The sequence below is a fragment of the Rhodococcus sp. NPDC057135 genome, from assembly GCF_042670865.1.
GTDB lineage: Bacteria > Actinomycetota > Actinomycetes > Mycobacteriales > Mycobacteriaceae > Rhodococcus_F.
Window position 1 is genome coordinate 614,835 of sequence record NZ_JBHUUU010000001.1, and the last position, 16,423, is coordinate 631,257.

16 protein-coding genes and 1 tRNA gene are annotated in these 16,423 nt (G+C 63.4%); 15 read left to right on the forward strand and 2 right to left on the reverse strand.

Annotated elements, in window-relative coordinates; genetic code table 11:
- Positions 1-384: 384 nt before the first annotated feature.
- Positions 385-1,203, reverse strand: coding sequence for an HAD-IB family hydrolase (locus ACFT1A_RS02905; protein WP_214887644.1), 819 nt, complete (start codon positions 1,201-1,203; stop codon positions 385-387).
- Positions 1,204-1,515: 312 nt separating this feature from the next.
- Here ACFT1A_RS02905 and ssd point away from each other — a divergent pair, with 312 nt between their 5' ends.
- From ssd to ACFT1A_RS02940, 7 genes are all read left to right on the forward strand, one after another.
- Positions 1,516-2,610, forward strand: coding sequence for a septum site-determining protein Ssd (gene ssd, locus ACFT1A_RS02910; protein WP_378445752.1), 1,095 nt, complete (start codon positions 1,516-1,518; stop codon positions 2,608-2,610).
- Positions 2,607-3,788: a TadA family conjugal transfer-associated ATPase gene (locus ACFT1A_RS02915; protein WP_378445753.1), complete on the forward strand. Its 1,182-nt coding sequence runs from the start codon at positions 2,607-2,609 to the stop codon at positions 3,786-3,788. The genes ssd and ACFT1A_RS02915 overlap by 4 nt, the downstream gene beginning before the upstream one ends.
- Positions 3,785-4,573, forward strand: coding sequence for a type II secretion system F family protein (locus ACFT1A_RS02920; RefSeq protein ID WP_378445754.1), 789 nt, complete (start codon positions 3,785-3,787; stop codon positions 4,571-4,573). The genes ACFT1A_RS02915 and ACFT1A_RS02920 overlap by 4 nt, the downstream gene beginning before the upstream one ends.
- Positions 4,570-5,154 carry a type II secretion system F family protein gene (locus ACFT1A_RS02925; protein ID WP_378445755.1) on the forward strand — a complete coding sequence of 195 codons (585 nt, stop codon included), beginning with the start codon at positions 4,570-4,572 and terminating at the stop codon, positions 5,152-5,154. The genes ACFT1A_RS02920 and ACFT1A_RS02925 overlap by 4 nt, the downstream gene beginning before the upstream one ends.
- A gap of 65 nt (positions 5,155-5,219) precedes the next feature.
- The gene (locus ACFT1A_RS02930) at positions 5,220-5,423 is read left to right on the forward strand and encodes a DUF4244 domain-containing protein (protein ID WP_230816494.1); all 204 of its coding nucleotides are present in this window, start codon (positions 5,220-5,222) and stop codon (positions 5,421-5,423) included.
- Entirely contained in the window at positions 5,423-5,782 is a 360-nt protein-coding gene (locus tag ACFT1A_RS02935; protein WP_378445756.1) for a TadE family type IV pilus minor pilin, read from the forward strand. The genes ACFT1A_RS02930 and ACFT1A_RS02935 overlap by 1 nt, the downstream gene beginning before the upstream one ends.
- Positions 5,779-6,129 (forward strand): Rv3654c family TadE-like protein, encoded by a 351-nt coding sequence (locus ACFT1A_RS02940; protein ID WP_378445757.1) that lies wholly within the window; start codon positions 5,779-5,781, stop codon positions 6,127-6,129. The genes ACFT1A_RS02935 and ACFT1A_RS02940 overlap by 4 nt, the downstream gene beginning before the upstream one ends.
- A 7-nt stretch (positions 6,130-6,136) precedes the next feature.
- Here ACFT1A_RS02940 and ACFT1A_RS02945 read toward each other — a convergent pair whose 3' ends face one another.
- Positions 6,137-8,425 (reverse strand): DEAD/DEAH box helicase, encoded by a 2,289-nt coding sequence (locus tag ACFT1A_RS02945; protein ID WP_378445778.1) that lies wholly within the window; start codon positions 8,423-8,425, stop codon positions 6,137-6,139.
- Positions 8,426-8,881: 456 nt separating this feature from the next.
- Here ACFT1A_RS02945 and ACFT1A_RS02950 point away from each other — a divergent pair, with 456 nt between their 5' ends.
- The 8 genes from ACFT1A_RS02950 (at position 8,882) to ACFT1A_RS02985 (ending at position 15,867) form a co-directional block, all read left to right on the forward strand.
- Positions 8,882-9,085, forward strand: coding sequence for a cold-shock protein (locus ACFT1A_RS02950; RefSeq protein ID WP_003946117.1), 204 nt, complete (start codon positions 8,882-8,884; stop codon positions 9,083-9,085).
- 185 nt (positions 9,086-9,270) lie between these two features.
- Complete coding sequence (locus ACFT1A_RS02955; RefSeq protein ID WP_317553427.1) at positions 9,271-9,855, forward strand: hypothetical protein; 585 nt, start codon at positions 9,271-9,273, stop codon at positions 9,853-9,855.
- A gap of 215 nt (positions 9,856-10,070) precedes the next feature.
- Entirely contained in the window at positions 10,071-13,007 is a 2,937-nt protein-coding gene (gene topA / locus ACFT1A_RS02960; RefSeq protein WP_378445758.1) for a type I DNA topoisomerase, read from the forward strand.
- A 33-nt stretch (positions 13,008-13,040) separates the two neighbouring features.
- Positions 13,041-14,270, forward strand: a complete 1,230-nt coding sequence (locus tag ACFT1A_RS02965) for a DNA polymerase III subunit delta' (RefSeq protein WP_378445759.1) — start codon at positions 13,041-13,043, stop codon at positions 14,268-14,270.
- A 30-nt stretch (positions 14,271-14,300) separates the two neighbouring features.
- Positions 14,301-14,373 (forward strand) — tRNA-Thr (locus ACFT1A_RS02970).
- A 121-nt stretch (positions 14,374-14,494) separates the two neighbouring features.
- A complete protein-coding gene (locus ACFT1A_RS02975) occupies positions 14,495-15,064 on the forward strand; it encodes an RDD family protein (protein WP_378445760.1) in 570 nt (189 codons plus the stop codon).
- A 30-nt stretch (positions 15,065-15,094) separates the two neighbouring features.
- Entirely contained in the window at positions 15,095-15,517 is a 423-nt protein-coding gene (locus tag ACFT1A_RS02980; RefSeq protein WP_378445761.1) for a DUF2752 domain-containing protein, read from the forward strand.
- Positions 15,518-15,669: 152 nt separating this feature from the next.
- Positions 15,670-15,867: a hypothetical protein gene (locus ACFT1A_RS02985; RefSeq protein WP_003946112.1), complete on the forward strand. Its 198-nt coding sequence runs from the start codon at positions 15,670-15,672 to the stop codon at positions 15,865-15,867.
- Positions 15,868-16,423: the final 556 nt, after the last annotated feature.

Genomic DNA, 16,423 nt, shown 5'->3' on the forward strand with positions numbered 1-16,423 from the left:
AATTGCCCCTGTCGGAACATAACGAACGGGCGGCGCTGCCGATAAATCGACTTCGCCGCCCGTCAGCACGGACTACTCGTTACCAAGCGTGCTCGGTGGGTTGTGTGGGTGGCCTCGGCGAGGGATCGCACTTTCTGAGGTCGTCCCCGCAACCTGTGCGGGGTCCTCGCTCAAATTGAACGAATCTCGCAGGCCCACAACGCTTCTGCCCTTATAGTGGCTTGTGCTCCGCGTGGGTGCCCTAGTGCCCGTGCTAGGAATTTCAGTTGGGGAAACGGTCCTTCTCTTCCGAGCCGTTCCTGGCCTTCCGTTCTTCCGTAACTCCTTTGTACCCTGTGTCCGGGCTCACAGCAAGTACCAATTTTTGTTTGTGGGCCTTGGATTTCAGCGTTTCCGGCGTAGTAGCCCGAAGGTCATGGCGCCGGCCACCACGGCTGCGATTCCCACCGCGGCAGTAGTGGCCACCGTCGTCGTGGATTGGGCCGACAATCGCGCACGAAGTGAGACCGGATTCGAGAAAGTCAGTATGGGCCAACCATTTACGGCTGCTTCCTTGCGCAATGCACGATCGGGGTTGACCGCGGTGGGATGTCCGACCGCCTCGAGCATGGGCAAATCGGTCACCGAGTCGGAGTAGGCGTAACTGGCGGCGAGGTCGTAGCCGTACTCCGCGGCAAGTTTTTCCATCGCCTCGACCTTGCCCGGACCGTAGCAGTAGAAGTCGACCTCGCCGGTGTAGTGGCCGTCTTCTTCCCTCATCGACGTCGCGACGGAATGGGTCGCGCCGAGGGCGCGGGCGATCGGTGCGACGATCTCTTCACCCGAAGCCGACACCACGATGACGTCGTGTCCACGCAGCTTGTGATCTGCGATCAGATCGGCCGCCTCGGCGAAGACGAGTGGGTCGACGATGTCGTGCAGAGTCTCCGCGACGATGGCCTTCACCTGCTCAACGTCCCAACCCGCACACATCGCCGTCAGGTGCTCGCGCATGCGCTCCATCTGATCGTGATCGGCGCCGGACAGTAGGAACAGGAATTGTGCATAGCTGCTCTTGAGAACCGAGCGTCGATTGATCAGACCCTGGGCGAAGAATGGCTTGCTGAACGCCAGGGTGCTCGACTTCGCGATGATCGTTTTGTCCAAATCGAAGAAAGCGGCTGTCCGCCCGGTATTCAGTCCGTTCGCAGGCTTGTCGGTCACAGGAATGAGGATAGTCCGACAGGCGGTTCGTGTGCTCCTCGGCAAGCATCCTCTTTCGGCGAAAAACAGCAGTTCAGTGCAGCTCAGGCTTGCGTTTCTCGCCGATGTCGGGTGTAAGATCGTTGCTGTTCGATTCGTTCGAACTAGTTCAGCCCGACCCCCCGGGGCTGAACTCAGACGGCCCCCGCCTCCTCCCCCCATTGGCGGGGGTCGTCCTTTGTCTGCGGCCCGTTTCTCCACAACTTCGTAGTTGTCCACAGGGTCGTTCACCGCACTGTTTTCGGTGCCCGTGCTCGTTCAGGCTCTGCAGTCATGAACACGACGATCAATTCTCGGGAAACCGGCGCCTGCATTCTGGTTCTCGTCGACGACGCGAAGGTCCTCGCGAGTGTGCGACGCGTCGCTGCCGCGGTGGACCGCCGTCTGGACGAAGCTGAGCATCCCGTGTCCCGGCAACAGTGGAACCGGGCCTCGGCGGTCGTATTGGACGCGTCGGCCGCGCGAGATGCGCTGGCGCGTTCCCCGAAGCGAACGCGAGTGTTCCTCGTATGCGACGGCACACCGACCGTCGACGATTGGAAGAGCGCCACAGCGATCGGAGCCGACAGCGTTCTGTCTCTGCCCGAAGAGGAGAACGCGTTGGTCGCAGTTCTGGCCGACCACGTCGACGTAGGGGGTGACGGCACCGTCGTGAGCGTGGTGGGTGGTTGTGGCGGCGGCGGAGCTTCGGCAACAGCGGCGGCCGTCGCGTTGACGTCGGCGGCGCGTCACGTCCCGACGCTGCTGGTGGACGTCGACGCACTCGGTTCCGGCGCCGACGTCCTGTTGGGTATCGAGACGGCCCCCGGATTGCGCTGGGGTGCACTGACCGTCGAGGGCGGACGGTTGGCGCCGGACGCGCTGCGTGATGCGTTGCCGGCAAAGGGAAAGTTCTTGAGGGTTCTGGCGAGCAGTCGGCGTGAGATCGACGGTCCGACGGTGACCGCTGTTCGCGCCGTGTTGGACGCAGGTCGCAGGTCCGGGGGACTCGTGGTCTGCGACCTGCCGCGTCACCCCAGCGAGGTCGGCCAGGCCGTCCTGGAGATCTCTGACTTTGTCCTCGTCGTGGTTCCGGCCACCGTGGCCGCGTGTGTCGCTGCCGAGAAGGTCGGGGCCTGGGTGATGCGACACAACTCCAACGTCGGACTCGTCGTGCGTGGGCCGGCGCCGGGAGGGCTACGCGGCGCGGACGTGGCGGACATGCTCGGCCTGCCCCTGACGGCCGTCATGCGTGGCCACCGTTCGCTGGCGCCGATGCTCGAGCGCGGTGGCCTCGAATTGACCCGCGGTTGTCCGTTGAGTCTGGCGGCAACAGCGGTACTCGACGCCGTCGAATCCGGAGCGCGCCCGCGCAGGGCTGCGGCATGAGTGCGTTGGTCACGGCCGAACTGCTCGACCGCGTTCGCGAGCGATTGACGGCGTCGTCGGTTGCCGAACCGACGGCAGCCACCGTTGCCGATGCCGTACGAGCCGAGTCCTCCGGCGTTCTGGCGGACACCGACCTGTTGGAGGTCGTCAGGGTGCTCCAGACGGAACTGACGGGCGCAGGGCCGCTCGAACCCCTGCTTCACGAACCCGGGGTCGCCGACGTACTGGTGACCGCGCCGGATCAGGTCTGGGTGGACCGCGGGGTCGGCCTCGAAAGGTCAGGGGTGCGGTTCACCGACGAGGCAGCTGTGCGTCGACTGGCGCAACGGTTGGCGCTGTCGGCAGGTCGACGCCTCGACGACGCCCAACCGTGGGTAGACGGGCGCCTGCGGGGCGTCGGCGACGGGCACTTCGGGGTGCGACTGCACGCCGTACTGGCGCCGGTAGCCCAGGGCGGAACCTGCGTGTCACTGCGAGTGCTGCGGCCGGCGACACAGGGCCTCGACGCGCTGTGCGCTCACGGCGCCGTGGAACCGGATGCGCGCGAACTCCTGAATCGCATCATCTCTTCTCGCTTGGCCTTTCTGGTGATCGGCGGAACTGGCGCGGGAAAGACCACGTTGTTGTCCGCGATGCTCGGTGCCGTCGACCCGCGCGAGCGAATCGTCTGCGTCGAGGACGCGGCCGAACTCGCGCCGCCGCATCCGCACGTCGTCCGTCTCGTGGCCAGAGCTCCCAACGTCGAGGGCGTCGGAGAGGTGACGGTTCGCGATCTGGTTCGGCAGGCTCTGCGGATGCGTCCCGATCGCATCGTTGTCGGTGAGGTTCGCGGCGCAGAGGTGACGGATCTGCTCACGGCGATGAACACCGGCCACGACGGCGGCGCCGGCACCGTTCACGCCAATTCGCCCGAAGAGGTGCCGGCCAGGCTCGAGGCGTTGGCTGCGCTCGGCGGTATGGATCGCCACGCGCTGCACAGTCAACTTGCCGCGGCGGTTCAAGTGATCCTGCACGTGCACAGGTTGGCCGACGGATCGAGGCGTCTCGAACAGATCGGTGTCATCGACCGCGGTGCGGACGGATACGTACGAATCATGCAGGCGTGGCCGGACGGCGGTTCGGGTCGTGAGCGGCTCGAGCGGATGTTCCGGCTTCGCAATCGGGAGGTCGGAAGGTGACAGTGTCCCTCTTGACGTTCGCGTTGGCGGTCTCGATTGCGCCGGTGCGGGATTCACGAGCTCGGCTCGCGACGTACAACCCGAGTATCCACAAGCCCTCCCGGCAGATTCCATGGGAGTTCGTCGCCGCATTTCTCGCGATCTCGGCCGCGTGGGTTCTCGGAGGTCTTCCGGCCGGGTGCGCGGCGGTCGTCCTCGCCGGAACCCTGATCTTTCGTGGCCGACGCGCGAAGGCGGCCGAAACCCGGGACCTCTCACAGAAGATGCTGCTCGCCGGTTTGGAGGTCCTGATCGCAGAGTTGAGCGTCGGCGCACATCCTGCAGCGGCCAGTTCTGTTGCAGGCGAAGAATGTACCGGCGAAGTGAGCGCGGTGTTCCGGTCCGCTGGGGCGAGGGCGCGTCTCGGCGGTTCTGCCGCAGCCGCCTTCGTGGTACCGGATTCCGGCATCGAGCGTGAGTTCTCCCGCATCGGATCCGTCTGGCGGGTCGCAGACCAACACGGGCTGGCTCTGGCGGAACTACTCGGCGCCGTCCGGACGGACATGTTGGGACGTAGACGCTTTCGTCAACGCACCGAAGCCGGGTTGGCAGGCGCTCGGGCGACCGCTGCGGTGTTGGCCTTTCTCCCGCTGCTGGGGATCGGTCTCGGGCAGTTGATGGGTGCTTCGCCGTTGCGCGTGCTGTTCGGAGGTGGGCTCGGCGGCGTGCTCCTGGTGATCGGAACCGCTTGTGTCTCAGCTGGTTTGCTCTGGACTGATCGGATAACTGCGAAGGTGACGTCGTGAACTGGGTGTCGGCGGCGATGATCGCATTGGCGCTCGTGATCGTTCCCACTCGTCGCGGTGCTTCGGTCAGGGTGGCAGGGATATTCCTCGCGAGCACGACGACGGAATCCGAGGCTTCGGTAGCCGACAAGCCGGATCCACTGGCGGTAGCAGCAAGTCTCGATCTTCTCGGAGCTTGCCTACGCGCTGGGCTTCCCGTCTCCGCCGCGATCACTGCGATGGCGTCGACCGCGCCGAAACCGATGGCCGATTCGCTTCGTCGCGTCGCCGACCTTCTTGCGCTCGGCGCCGATCCCGACGCCGCGTGGAGCGAGGCCGCTCTCGATCCGGATACCGAAGCCCTGGCCAGGATGGCCCGGCGCTCGGCGCGTTCGGGTTCGTCGTTGTCCTCGTCCATGACCGAGCTTGCCGAGCGTAGTCGCGGTGAGGCCGAGGATCTGGCGGCTGCCGCTGCCGAACGCGCGGGAGTGTTGATCAGCGGCCCACTCGGGCTGTGTTTCCTGCCCGCCTTCATCGCCTTGGGCATCGTCCCGGTGGTGATCGGGCTTGCCACAACTGTGCTCGGTAACGGCCTGCTGTGAGCCGGATCCGTGTGAAAGCTCCTGCGGCAGAAGTGCTGCCACAGGTTTCGATTGAAGGGGGAGAAATGATTTCGAAGACGTTGAGGTCGGTGTCGGCCAGATTTGCCCTGTTGGTTGCCGAGGACGACGGCATGTCCACTGCGGAGTACGCGATCGGCACGATTGCGGCCGCGGCGTTCGGAGCCGTCCTGTACACCGTGGTCACCGGTGACTCCATCGTCTCGGCGCTGACGGGCATCATCGACAAGGCGCTCAAGACGGCTGTGTGATGTTGTCCACGAGAGGTATTCGGCAAGCCGACGACGGCGCCGTGACGGTCGAGGCCGCGATTGCCCTGGCGTCGATCGTCACCGTGGTCGTGCTGTGTATCGGCGGAGTCCTGGCGGTGTCGATGCAGGTTCGGTGTGTTGACGCCGCTCGTGAGGCTGCACGTCTGGTGGCACGTGGTGATCGTGAGTCTGCGGTCACCACGGCCCGCCGGATCGCACCCGACGGTGCATCTGTCTCGGTGGAGATCGTGGACGGCTTTGCGGTGGCCGTCGTCAGCGCCGAAAGTACGCTGCTGCCGTTGGTCGACATCTCTTCCGAGGCGGTGGCAGCAGTGGAACCGGGGGTGGAGGAGGGGTGAACCTACGTGACGACGAAGGTGTTGCCACGGTTCTGGCATGCTGCATTCTGGCGGCGATCGTGCTGGTGACCGGCGGGATACTGCATGTCGGGTCCGCGGTGGTGGCCAGGCACACGGCGCAGTCGGCGGCTGATCTTTCGGCCCTCGGCGGTGCGGGCGCCTTGGACGGCGGTGACGAGGCGGCGTGTGAAATGTCCGCGGTGATCGCGGAGCGGATGCGCACGGTGCTCGAGGAGTGCGATGTCCATGGGTGGGATGTAGTCGTCGAGATACGCGCACCGGTGTTGTTGTCGGGCTTCGGGATCGGTGATGCGCAGGCTTACGCTCGTGCGGGTCCGGTCAGCTGATCGTGTCTCAGCTGATCGTGTCGATGACGACGGTCAGAACCTTCACCGCGCCGTCCTTGTCGAGCGGATCGTTTCCGTTGCCGCACTTGGGTGAATAGACGCAGGACGGGCAGCCGTGAGCGCATTCGCAGGACAGAATGGCGTCCCGCGTCGCGGTGAGCCATCGGGACAGTTCGCTGTGCCCCCGGTCGGCGAACCCGGCGCCGCCGGCATGACCGTCGTATACGAAGACCGTCGGGAGTCCGGTGTCCGCGTGCATCGCGGTCGATACTCCGCCGATGTCTCCGCGGTCGCAGATCGCCACCAGCGGCAGCAGTCCGATCGCTGCATGTTCGGCGGCATGCAAGGATCCGGGGAACCGTTCGGGCGGCACCCCGATGGATTCGAGGAGTTCCGGCGTGACCGTGTACATCACTGCCCTGGTGGGCAAAGTGTGTGCGGGCATGTCGAGTTCGATCGAGTCGAGGACTTCACCCGAAGTCAACCGCCGTAGGTACCCGACGACTTGATGTGTCACCTCGACTTGGACGAGAGCGACGGCGATGTCGCCGTAGTTCTTGTGCTCGAGTTGTTCGGTGATCGTGATTTCGGTGGTCTCGCGAGCCGAGGTGGTCCAGTCGGGATTCTCGGTGTGAACCAGTGCGAGTCCGACATCGAGGTCCAGTTCGTCGACGACGTAGGTTTCGCCTTGATGGATGTGCACGGCACCGGGATGAACTGTGGCGGGAGCGCGGCCCGCGTCGACAGTGCCGAGCATCCGGCCGGATTCACCGTCGACAATGGCCACCTGAGTTCCGATGCCGCCGCGAATGTCCAAAGAGCCGTGGGGGTTCGAATCAGCGGTGACGAACCACCCGTGCTTTCGGCGCCGGATCTTGCCTTCCTCCGACAGTCTGGTCAGAACTTCGAGAGCCCCGAATGCGTCCACCTCGGCGTCGGAAAGTGGGAGTTCCATTGCAGCGCAGAGAAGTTGTGGTCCTAGAACGTACGGGTTTCCGGGATCTGTCACCGTCGCCTCGACGGGTTTGTCCAATACTGCCGACGGATGATGAACGAGGTAGGTGTCGAGTGGATCGTCGCGGGCGATCAACACGACGAGTGAACCCTCACCGCGTCGCCCGGAGCGACCGGCCTGCTGCCAGAACGACGCGACGGTGCCCGGGAAGCCTGCCACGACAACGGCGTCGAGGCCGGCGATGTCGACGCCGAGCTCCAGTGCGTTGGTGGTGGCTGCGCCCAGCAGTGTGCCGTCGGCGAGTGCAGCTTCAAGTTCGCGTCGGTCCTCGGCCAGATATCCGGCGCGATACGACGCGACTCGCTCGGCGAGGTCCGGGTCCACCTCGGCGAGTAGACGTTTGGTGGCCATCGCGGTCAGCTCGGCGCCGCGGCGGGAGCGTACGAAGGTGAGAGTGCGGGCGCCCTCGATCATGAGGTCGGCCATGATCCGCGCAGCTTCCGCACCCGCGGGACGTCGTACCGGGCTACCGTTTTCGCCGGTCAATGCTTCGAGCAGCGGCGGTTCCCACAGTGCGACGGTACGTGGGCCGTGCGGCGATCCGTCTTCCGTGACCTCGGTGCAGTGGGCGCCGATCAGTCGCGAGGCTGCTGCGCCGGGATCTGCGGTGGTTGCGCTGGCCAGGATGAAGGTGGGTTCGGCGCCGTAACGGGCCGCAATCCTTCGCAGTCGCCGGATCACGAGCGCGACGTTCGATCCGAAGACTCCCCTGTAAGAGTGGCATTCGTCGATGATCACGTATTTCAGGTTGCGGAAGAAGTGCGCCCATCGCTGATGGGTCCGGAGCAGTGAAATGTGGATCATGTCGGGATTGGTGAAAAGCCAGCGCGAGTTCTCGCGCGCCCAGGTGCGGAGTTCTTGCGAGGTGTCGCCGTCGTACGCACTGGCGTTGGTGCTGCGAAGTTCCACGTCGAAGTCGGTGAGGGACAGCACCGCTCGCAGTTGATCGGAGCCCAGCGCTTTGGTGGGCGAGAGGTAGAGGGCTGTTGCGAGCGGATCGGTTGCCATGGCCGTCAGCACCGGGAGTTGGTATGCCAGAGACTTACCCGACGCGGTACCGGTGGCTACGACCACGTGTTTTCCTTCGTATGCGAGGCCGGCAGCCTCGCTCTGGTGGATCCACGGGGACCGAACGCTGTGTTCGGCGAGCGCGCGTACGACGCTGGGGTGCACCCACTCCGGCCATTCGGTGAACTCGGCTACGCGAGCCGGTAGTTGCGCGGTGAACATCAGTGGTTTTTCGCTTCCACTGACCCCGGCGACGACGCGATCGAGCAGCATCTGCCCGTAGGTCTCGCCAGGCTTCCCTCCCGGGGCGGGGATCGGGGAAGGTGCGTTCACGTGACTCTCCGGGCTCGGCGTAGGGGCGTGGCGGCAATCGGAAACTGTCGCTACCTGCAGTTTTGATGATACGCAACCGTCAACGGTCTTGGTGAAACCGGGTGGTCGGCGCGCACGCGGGAAACCACGGTCGCGGGCTGTATTTCTCGTAGCGAACTTTTAACGTTTTTAGTTCCGTTTTCGACTGTTGTGCACGCGGAGAACATGGTTGACTGACAATCGGTCGCAGCTTCTGTGTTCGTAGGCTTGAGAAAGTGCACGCTCGCAGGATCGTTGTTGCGGGCGCGGTGCTCTGCCTTTCCTGAGGGGGAAATAAAGACGTACAGCGGTCGGAACCGGCCCGGTGGACTGTAAGGGCTGTTCACCGAATCCGGTGTTAGAAAGAGAAGGAAAAGCATGGCACAGGGCACTGTGAAGTGGTTCAACGCTGAAAAGGGCTTCGGCTTCATCGCTCCCGAAGACGGTTCCGCAGACGTCTTCGTTCACTACTCCGAAATTCAGGGCAACGGCTTCCGTACCCTCGAGGAGAACCAGCGTGTGGAGTTCGAGGTCGGCCAGGGCACCAAGGGTCCCCAGGCTACCGGCGTTCGCGCGGTCTGATTTTTCCGCTCACCTGCTGAGCGAATAGTTCGGACAGTATTTGTCCCCCATCGCATCTGTGCGGTGGGGGACAAATCTTTTCGGTGCAAGCAAGAGTCTTCTCCATCCGGAGTGAATACACGCAGCTGTTCGACCACGGCCGGTCGTCTATGCCGTCACTACCTTCGTGGCTTACGTTTCACTCTGTGAGCCAACTGTCCTTTTTCTCTGCCGAGTCGATTCCACCTGCCGTGACGGACCTTGCCGGAATGCTGGCCGGACCGGGTCAGGTCGTGACCTCGGAGGATCGAGCCCGGATCTCGATCGTCGTGGATCGGGACTGGAGAGCGCAGGCCGTGGCCGAGTTGATCGCGCAGTGTGGACTCGGGGCCGAGGTGACGCGCAGTGACGAGGGCAGTCCACTCGTGCGTACTCAGTCGACGCCCGCACTGCTTCCGCTGTCCGTGCAGTGGACCAAGGGAGCAGTAAAAGCGGTGCCGGTCGGGTGGGTTCCCAATTCTCGCCAACTCCGAGTCTGGGCCGTCGCCGCCGGCCGCCTCGAAGAAGGCGGTGAACGATTCGTGTTCGGCCTCGACCCCCATGCCAAGGAAACTCATGCTCCGCTCGCCCAGGCTTTGATGCGAGTAGGTATCGCGCCGACTCAACTGGGTAACCGGACACCGGGCCCGGGACTGCGTGTGTCGGGAAAGAAGAGACTGACAAAGCTCGTCGAATACCTCGGTGAGGCGCCGAAACACGTCGACACTTCGGTCGCCTGGCCGCACGTCTGACGGTACCGATGCCGCATGTCCGACGGTGTCGATGCCGCGTGTCCGACGGTGTCGATGCCGCGTGTCCGACGGAGCCCATACTGTACTGATCTGCACGAATGTCTTGCGGGTATGTCACTCTGTAAAGAGAGACACGGGGTATAACTTGCTCCACACGTCTAGTTCTGAAGAACTGCCGACGGCAGTGAACGTCCAAAGGAAGGCTCGGGCAGCAGGTGGCTAAAGCGGACAACGGCAGCGGTCAGGGAGCGTCCGGTAACCCTCGTCGCCTCGTGATCGTCGAGTCACCGACCAAGGCGCGCAAAATCGCTCCCTACCTCGGTAAGGACTACGTCGTAGAGGCATCGGTCGGTCACATTCGCGACCTGCCGCGCGGCGCAGCAGACGTTCCGGCCAAGTACAAGGGCGAGTCCTGGGCCCGCCTCGGCGTCAACGTCGATCACGACTTCGAGCCGCTCTATGTCGTGAGCCCGGAAAAGAAGGGCAAGGTCGCCGAACTCAAGTCTCTGTTGAAGGACGCCGACGAGCTCTTCCTCGCAACTGACCCCGACCGCGAGGGCGAGGCAATCGCCTGGCATCTCCTCGAGACTCTCAAGCCCAAGATTCCGGTTCGTCGAATGGTCTTCCACGAGATCACCGAGCCGGCAATCCGTGCTGCCGCCGAAGACACCCGCGAACTCGACACCGACCTCGTTGATGCTCAGGAAACCCGCCGCATTCTCGACCGTCTCTACGGTTACGAGGTCAGCCCGGTTCTCTGGAAGAAGGTCATGCCGAAGCTCTCGGCCGGCCGCGTCCAGTCGGTGGCCACTCGCGTCATCGTCCAGCGCGAACGCGAGCGCATGGCGTTCAAGTCGGCGTCGTACTGGGACATTTCCGCGACGCTCGACGCCGGTGCAGAGGCCAGTCCGCGCAGTTTCGGCGCACGCCTCGTCTCCGTCGACGGTTCGCGTGTCGCCTCCGGCCGCGATTTCGGAGCTGACGGAAAGCTCAAGGGCAGCGCGGTCACCGTGCTCGACGAGGCCTATGCGCGTCGTCTCGCAGAAGCGTTGCAGGGCGTCGACCTCACGGTGTCGTCCGCCGAGGACAAGCCGTACACCCGCAAGCCGTACCCGCCGTTCATGACGTCGACGCTCCAGCAGGAAGCCGGACGCAAGCTTCGTTTCACGTCCGAGCGCGCCATGCGTATCGCGCAGCGGCTGTACGAAAACGGCTACATCACTTACATGCGTACCGACTCGACGACGCTCTCGGAGTCGGCGATCGCTGCCGCTCGAGCGCAGGCCACCGAGTTGTACGGTCCTGAATACGTTCATCCGACCCCGCGTCAGTACACCCGCAAGGTCAAGAACGCGCAGGAAGCTCACGAGGCGATCCGCCCCGCTGGTGACGTGTTCCAGACCCCGGGTCAGTTGCACTCCAAGCTCGACTCCGACGAGTTCAAGCTGTACGAACTCATTTGGCAGCGCACCGTCGCCTCGCAGATGGCCGACGCCCGCGGTACGACGCTCACGCTTCGCATCTCCGGCACGGCAGGCACCGGCGAGGACTGCACGTTCTCCGCTTCAGGTCGCACCATCGTGTTCGCCGGCTTCCTCAAGGCTTACGTCGAAAGTGTCGACGAAGAGGCCGGCGGTCAGTCCGACGACGCCGAATCCAGGCTTCCGGTACTGGTCAAGGGTCAGGAAGTCACGGCGACCAAGCTCGATCCCGACGGGCACAGCACCAACCCGCCCGCCCGCTACACAGAAGCCAGCCTGATCAAGACGCTCGAAGAACTCGGCATCGGCCGTCCTTCGACCTACTCGTCGATCATCAAGACCATTCTCGATCGCGGATACGTCTACAAACGTGGCAGCGCCCTGGTGCCGTCCTGGGTGGCGTTTGCCGTCATCGGACTGCTCGAGGTGCACTTCGGCCGACTGGTCGACTTCGACTTCACGGCAGGAATGGAAGACGATCTCGACGCGATCGCCGGCGGCCGTGAGCAGCGCGGCAACTGGCTGAGCAGCTTCTACTTCGGCGGCGAGACAGGCGCAGAAGGTTCGGTCGCCCGCGAGGGCGGGCTGAAGAAGATGGTCGGCGTCAACCTCGAGGAGATCGACGCCCGCGAGGTCAACTCCATCCGTCTCTTCGACGACGCCGAGGGCCGCGAGGTTCACGTGCGTGTCGGCCGGTTCGGCCCGTACCTCGAGCGCATGGTTCAGAATCCGGACGATCCCGAAGGCGATCTGATCTCGCAGCGGGCCAATCTTCCCGATGACCTGCCGCCGGACGAGCTCACCCCCGAGTACGCCGAGAAGCTGTTCTCGACGCCTCAAGAGGGCCGCAAGCTGGGCGTCGACCCACTGACGGGCCACGAGATCGTCGCGAAGGAAGGCCGCTTCGGTCCCTACGTGACCGAGATCCTGCCCGAACCGCCGGCTGAGCCGGAACCGGACATCGTTCCCGTCTCCGCTCCCGAGCCGGAAGAAATCAGTTCGGGCGGTACCAAGACTGCGGTGAAGAAGGCCGCGGCCAAGAAGGCGCCGGCGAAGAAGGCTGCCAAGAAGGTCGCGGGCCCCAAGCCGCGGACGGGATCGCTGCTCAAGTCCATGGACTTGGCGACGATCACCTTGGAAGATGCGCTTCGTCTGCTGTCGCTTCCGCGCGTCGTGGGTGTCGACCCCGAATCGAAGGAAGAGATCACTGCGCAGAACGGCCGTTACGGTCCGTACCTGAAGAAGGGCACGGACTCGCGCTCGCTCGCCAACGAAGAGCAGATGTTCACCGTCACGCTCGACGAGGCGCTCAAGATCTACGCCGAGCCGAAGCGACGTGGGCGTCAGGCGTCGGCAACGCCTCCTCTCCGTGAGTTGGGTGTCGATCCGGTCAGCGAGAAGCCGATGGTGATCAAGGACGGCCGTTTCGGTCCGTACGTCACCGACGGCGAGACCAACGCCAGCCTTCGCAAGGACGACGACGTCGAATCCATTTCCGATGCTCGTGCGTCGGAGTTGCTGGCTGATCGTCGTGCGCGTGGCCCGGTCAAGAAGAAGGCAGCTGCCAAGAAGGCTCCGGCGAAGAAGGCCGCTGCCAAGAAGACGGCTGCCAAGAAGGCCCCGGCAAAGAAGGCAGCTGCCAAGAAGGCTCCGGCGAAGAAGGACTCGTAGGGCTTCGTCGGTGGCGACGGTTAGGGTTTTTGCATGAGTACTGAAGTGGCCGAACGAGGTGTGTTCGGTCGGCTGGTGGGTCAGCACGACGTCGAGAAAAGTCTGCGTGATGCTGCACTGTCGGCTCGCGGCGATTCCAGCGGCTCGGAGATGACTCACGCGTGGCTGTTCACCGGGCCACCTGGCTCAGGTCGTTCGGTTGCTGCTCTCTGCTTCGCCGCAGCCCTGCAATGCACCTCCGAGGGTGCACCAGGGTGCGGTGAGTGCCATGCGTGTACGACGACGATGGGTGGAACCCACGGTGACGTACGACGGATCATCCCCGACGGCCTGAGCATCAGCGTCAAAGGCATGCGCGAGATAGTCAACATCGCTTCGCGTCGGCCGACGACGGGGCGGTGGCAGGTCATCGTGGTCGAGGATGCCGATCGTTTGACCGAAGGCGCGGCCAACGCACTCCTGAAGGTTGTCGAGGAGCCACCGGACCGCACGGTCATCCTGCTCTGTGCGCCGACGACCGATCCGGAAGACATGTCTGTCACCTTGCGCTCGCGGTGCCGGCACATGCCGTTGGTGACGCCGTCCGTCGAATCGATCGCTCAGGTGCTGATCGACCGCGACGGCCTGGATCCGGAGCGGGCGAGAATCGCCGCATCGATCAGCGGTGGACATGTCGGTCGGGCTCGGCGCCTTGCTACCGACGAGAGTGCGCGGGACGAGCGTCAGCGTTCGTTGCGGCTAGCTGCCGACGCGATCGGTGCTTCGACGGCCTACAAGGCGGCCGAGAACTTGGTGAAGTCGATCGAGGCCGACACCAAGGCGTTCTACGCCGAACTCAAGGAACAGGAACTCGAAGAGCTCAAGGTCTCGTTGGGCGGCGGTGGTACCGGCAAGGGAACGGCCGGGACTCTGCGCGGATCGGCTGGTCTGATCAAAGACCTCGAAGCGCGTCAGAAATCGCGTGACACGCGGGCCCGCCGCGATCTCCTCGACCGGACCCTGATCGACTTGGCCGGCATGTACCGGGACGCACTTTCCTGTTCACTGGGGTCGACGTCGACGGCGACCCATCCCGACATGGCTCGTCAAGCCGCCGAGTTGGCTGCCCGAACGTCCCCGGAGGGGTTGCTCAAGTGCATCGAAGCCGTGCTCGAATGCCGTGAGGCTGTCGACTTCAACGTCAAGTTGCAGTGGGCGCTCGATGCGATGGTTGCCTCCATCGGAGCCGCTTTCAGACCCCCGTTTTCGCGATCCGGGGGTTGACCAGATAGACTCGCCACCGCCGAAAGGCACGCTGCCTTAGCTCAGTCGGTAGAGCATTTCACTCGTAATGAAAAGGTCGAGAGTTCGATTCTCTCAGGCAGCTCGGCCAAGAGCCCCACACCCGGAAATCCGGATGTGGGGCTCTTGTCGTTTGTCCCCAATTCTTACGTATGTGCGGTTTATCCTGATTCTGGCGAACACGTGCCTGAGCAGGGGAGACTTCGATGTCGGATCAGAACTGGGGATCGGGCCAACCACCGCAGAATCCGCCGCCGTACGGGCAGATGCCGCCCATGCCGCCGCAGGGTTATCAGTCACCGACGCCCGCCTATCCGTACGCAACGTGGATCTCTCGTGTTCTCGCGTCAATCCTCGACGGCTTTGTCGTTCCGCTTCCGGGCGTCATCCTCGCGGTCATCGGGGCGGTGATCGCGTTCTCCGGATCCGAAGTGACCACATACGACGACGGCAGCGTGAGCGCTGAGGGTGGCAATCCGGTCGGCGTGATCGTCATGGTCGTCGGCATACTGGCCATCTTCTTGATCGAGGTGTGGAATCTCGTCTTCAGACAAGGAAACACCGGACAGACGCTCGGCAAGAAGTGGCTGGGGATTTCTGTGATTCGGGAGTCCGACGGTGTACCTCTCGGACCGGTGGTGGCGCTGCTTCGTTGGATCTTGATGGCGATCTTGGGTGGCGCCTGCTTCCTCAACTATCTCTGGCCGCTCTGGGACTCGAAGCACCAGTGCTGGCACGACATGGTGGTTCGATCGGTAGTCGTTCGCGCGAGCTAGTCGGTGCCGGGGTCTCTTACAGTGGGTGCCATGGAGTTGGAAGCGGTGGCAAGTCGACGACGCGCGCTGGCCGCACCCGTCGGTGTCGCTGCCGTGGCCGTGACGGCCACCGCGGTTCTCCATTTCCGCGATCCCCACAGCGCGGGTAGTTACGGCGTTTGTCCGATGTACGCGTTGACGGGATTGTGGTGCCCGGCGTGTGGTGGCCTTCGTGCGGTCAACGACCTGACTAATCTGGATCTTGGTGCCGCAGTGTCCAGCAATATCTTGATCGTGCCGTTTGTCGCGGTATTGGTGATCGCGTGGATCGGTTGGACGGTGCGCCGCTGGAAAGGCACGCGGGATCGCATGATCGTGCTTCGGCCGACCGTGACGATCGTGGTGCTCGGAGTTCTCGTTGCATTTACGGTTGTTCGAAACACCCCATGGGGGAGCTGGCTCGCGCCGGCGTGACGGTAAGAGGTCGACATGGCAATGCAGGTTTTTTCGCTCATCGTTCTGCTCGGCGCGCTGATCATTCTGATTCCGACGGCACGACGTGTCTTCGGCAAGAAGGACGACGAGTAGGCCTCGACAACTGAGCCGGCGGGGAACATGCTGGCGGTATGGCTGATTCGTTGAAAGCTCGCGTCAAGGAGAAGCTGCTGCGGCAACTCGCCGAGGACGGTCGGCACCCGATTCAGGAAGCTGAGGGTGACGATCCCCGGTTGGTTTCGATCAACGACGACCTCGAAGCCTTGGAACAGGCCGAAGAAGGCGATCCGATCGTCGAAGAACTCGCCGAGAGGTACTGGGTTCCGTGAAGTTTACCGACCGCAGCGCTCTGACCTGGCGATTTGGTGTTGTGTTGATCTTCGCGTAACTTTGTCCAGGTCAGAGCGACACGGACACCGACTCCCACCTGCGAGGGTGAGTGACACGAGGTTGTACGAAGTGCCTGGCGAACACAATCCAGTTGTTCTTCACGAGGTTCCGGTTTGCGCCGGTGACCTGGTTGGGGTAGGCTGGAAAAGTTGCCCCGGAGCGGCGGCCATAGGGTCGTAGTGATGGTGTGTGCGTGTTCTTTGAGAACTCAACAGTGTGTCGATGAATGTCAGTGCCAAATATTTTTTGGTACTTCGCATGTCGGATGATGTTCCGGGCCTTCGGGTTTCGGTTCTGATGTTCGGGGTGTGAGTATTTTTCGTCGGTGATTGTTCATTCTTCCGTCTGAATGGTTGCCGACACATTTTTTGCTAGTTGAGTTTTTTTGCTAGTGATTTGACTCTTTTTGTCTATGACTGATTAGTGGGCTTGCCTGCGAAATCTAGAGTCTTCAACGGAGAGTTTGATCCTGGCTCAGGACGAACGCTGGCGGCG

Coding starts and splice junctions, on each gene's coding strand:
- ACFT1A_RS02985 (WP_003946112.1), top strand. CDS start 15,670: ATGGCTGATTCGTTGAAAGCTCGCGTCAAGGAGAAGCTGCTGCGGCAA.
- ACFT1A_RS02935 (WP_378445756.1), top strand. CDS start 5,423: ATGTTGTCCACGAGAGGTATTCGGCAAGCCGACGACGGCGCCGTGACG.
- ACFT1A_RS02965 (WP_378445759.1), top strand. CDS start 13,041: ATGAGTACTGAAGTGGCCGAACGAGGTGTGTTCGGTCGGCTGGTGGGT.
- ACFT1A_RS02980 (WP_378445761.1), top strand. CDS start 15,095: ATGGAGTTGGAAGCGGTGGCAAGTCGACGACGCGCGCTGGCCGCACCC.
- ACFT1A_RS02945 (WP_378445778.1), bottom strand. CDS start 8,425: ATGCTGCTCGATCGCGTCGTCGCCGGGGTCAGTGGAAGCGAAAAACCA.
- ACFT1A_RS02930 (WP_230816494.1), top strand. CDS start 5,220: ATGATTTCGAAGACGTTGAGGTCGGTGTCGGCCAGATTTGCCCTGTTG.
- ACFT1A_RS02915 (WP_378445753.1), top strand. CDS start 2,607: ATGAGTGCGTTGGTCACGGCCGAACTGCTCGACCGCGTTCGCGAGCGA.
- ACFT1A_RS02975 (WP_378445760.1), top strand. CDS start 14,495: ATGTCGGATCAGAACTGGGGATCGGGCCAACCACCGCAGAATCCGCCG.
- ACFT1A_RS02950 (WP_003946117.1), top strand. CDS start 8,882: ATGGCACAGGGCACTGTGAAGTGGTTCAACGCTGAAAAGGGCTTCGGC.
- ssd (WP_378445752.1), top strand. CDS start 1,516: ATGAACACGACGATCAATTCTCGGGAAACCGGCGCCTGCATTCTGGTT.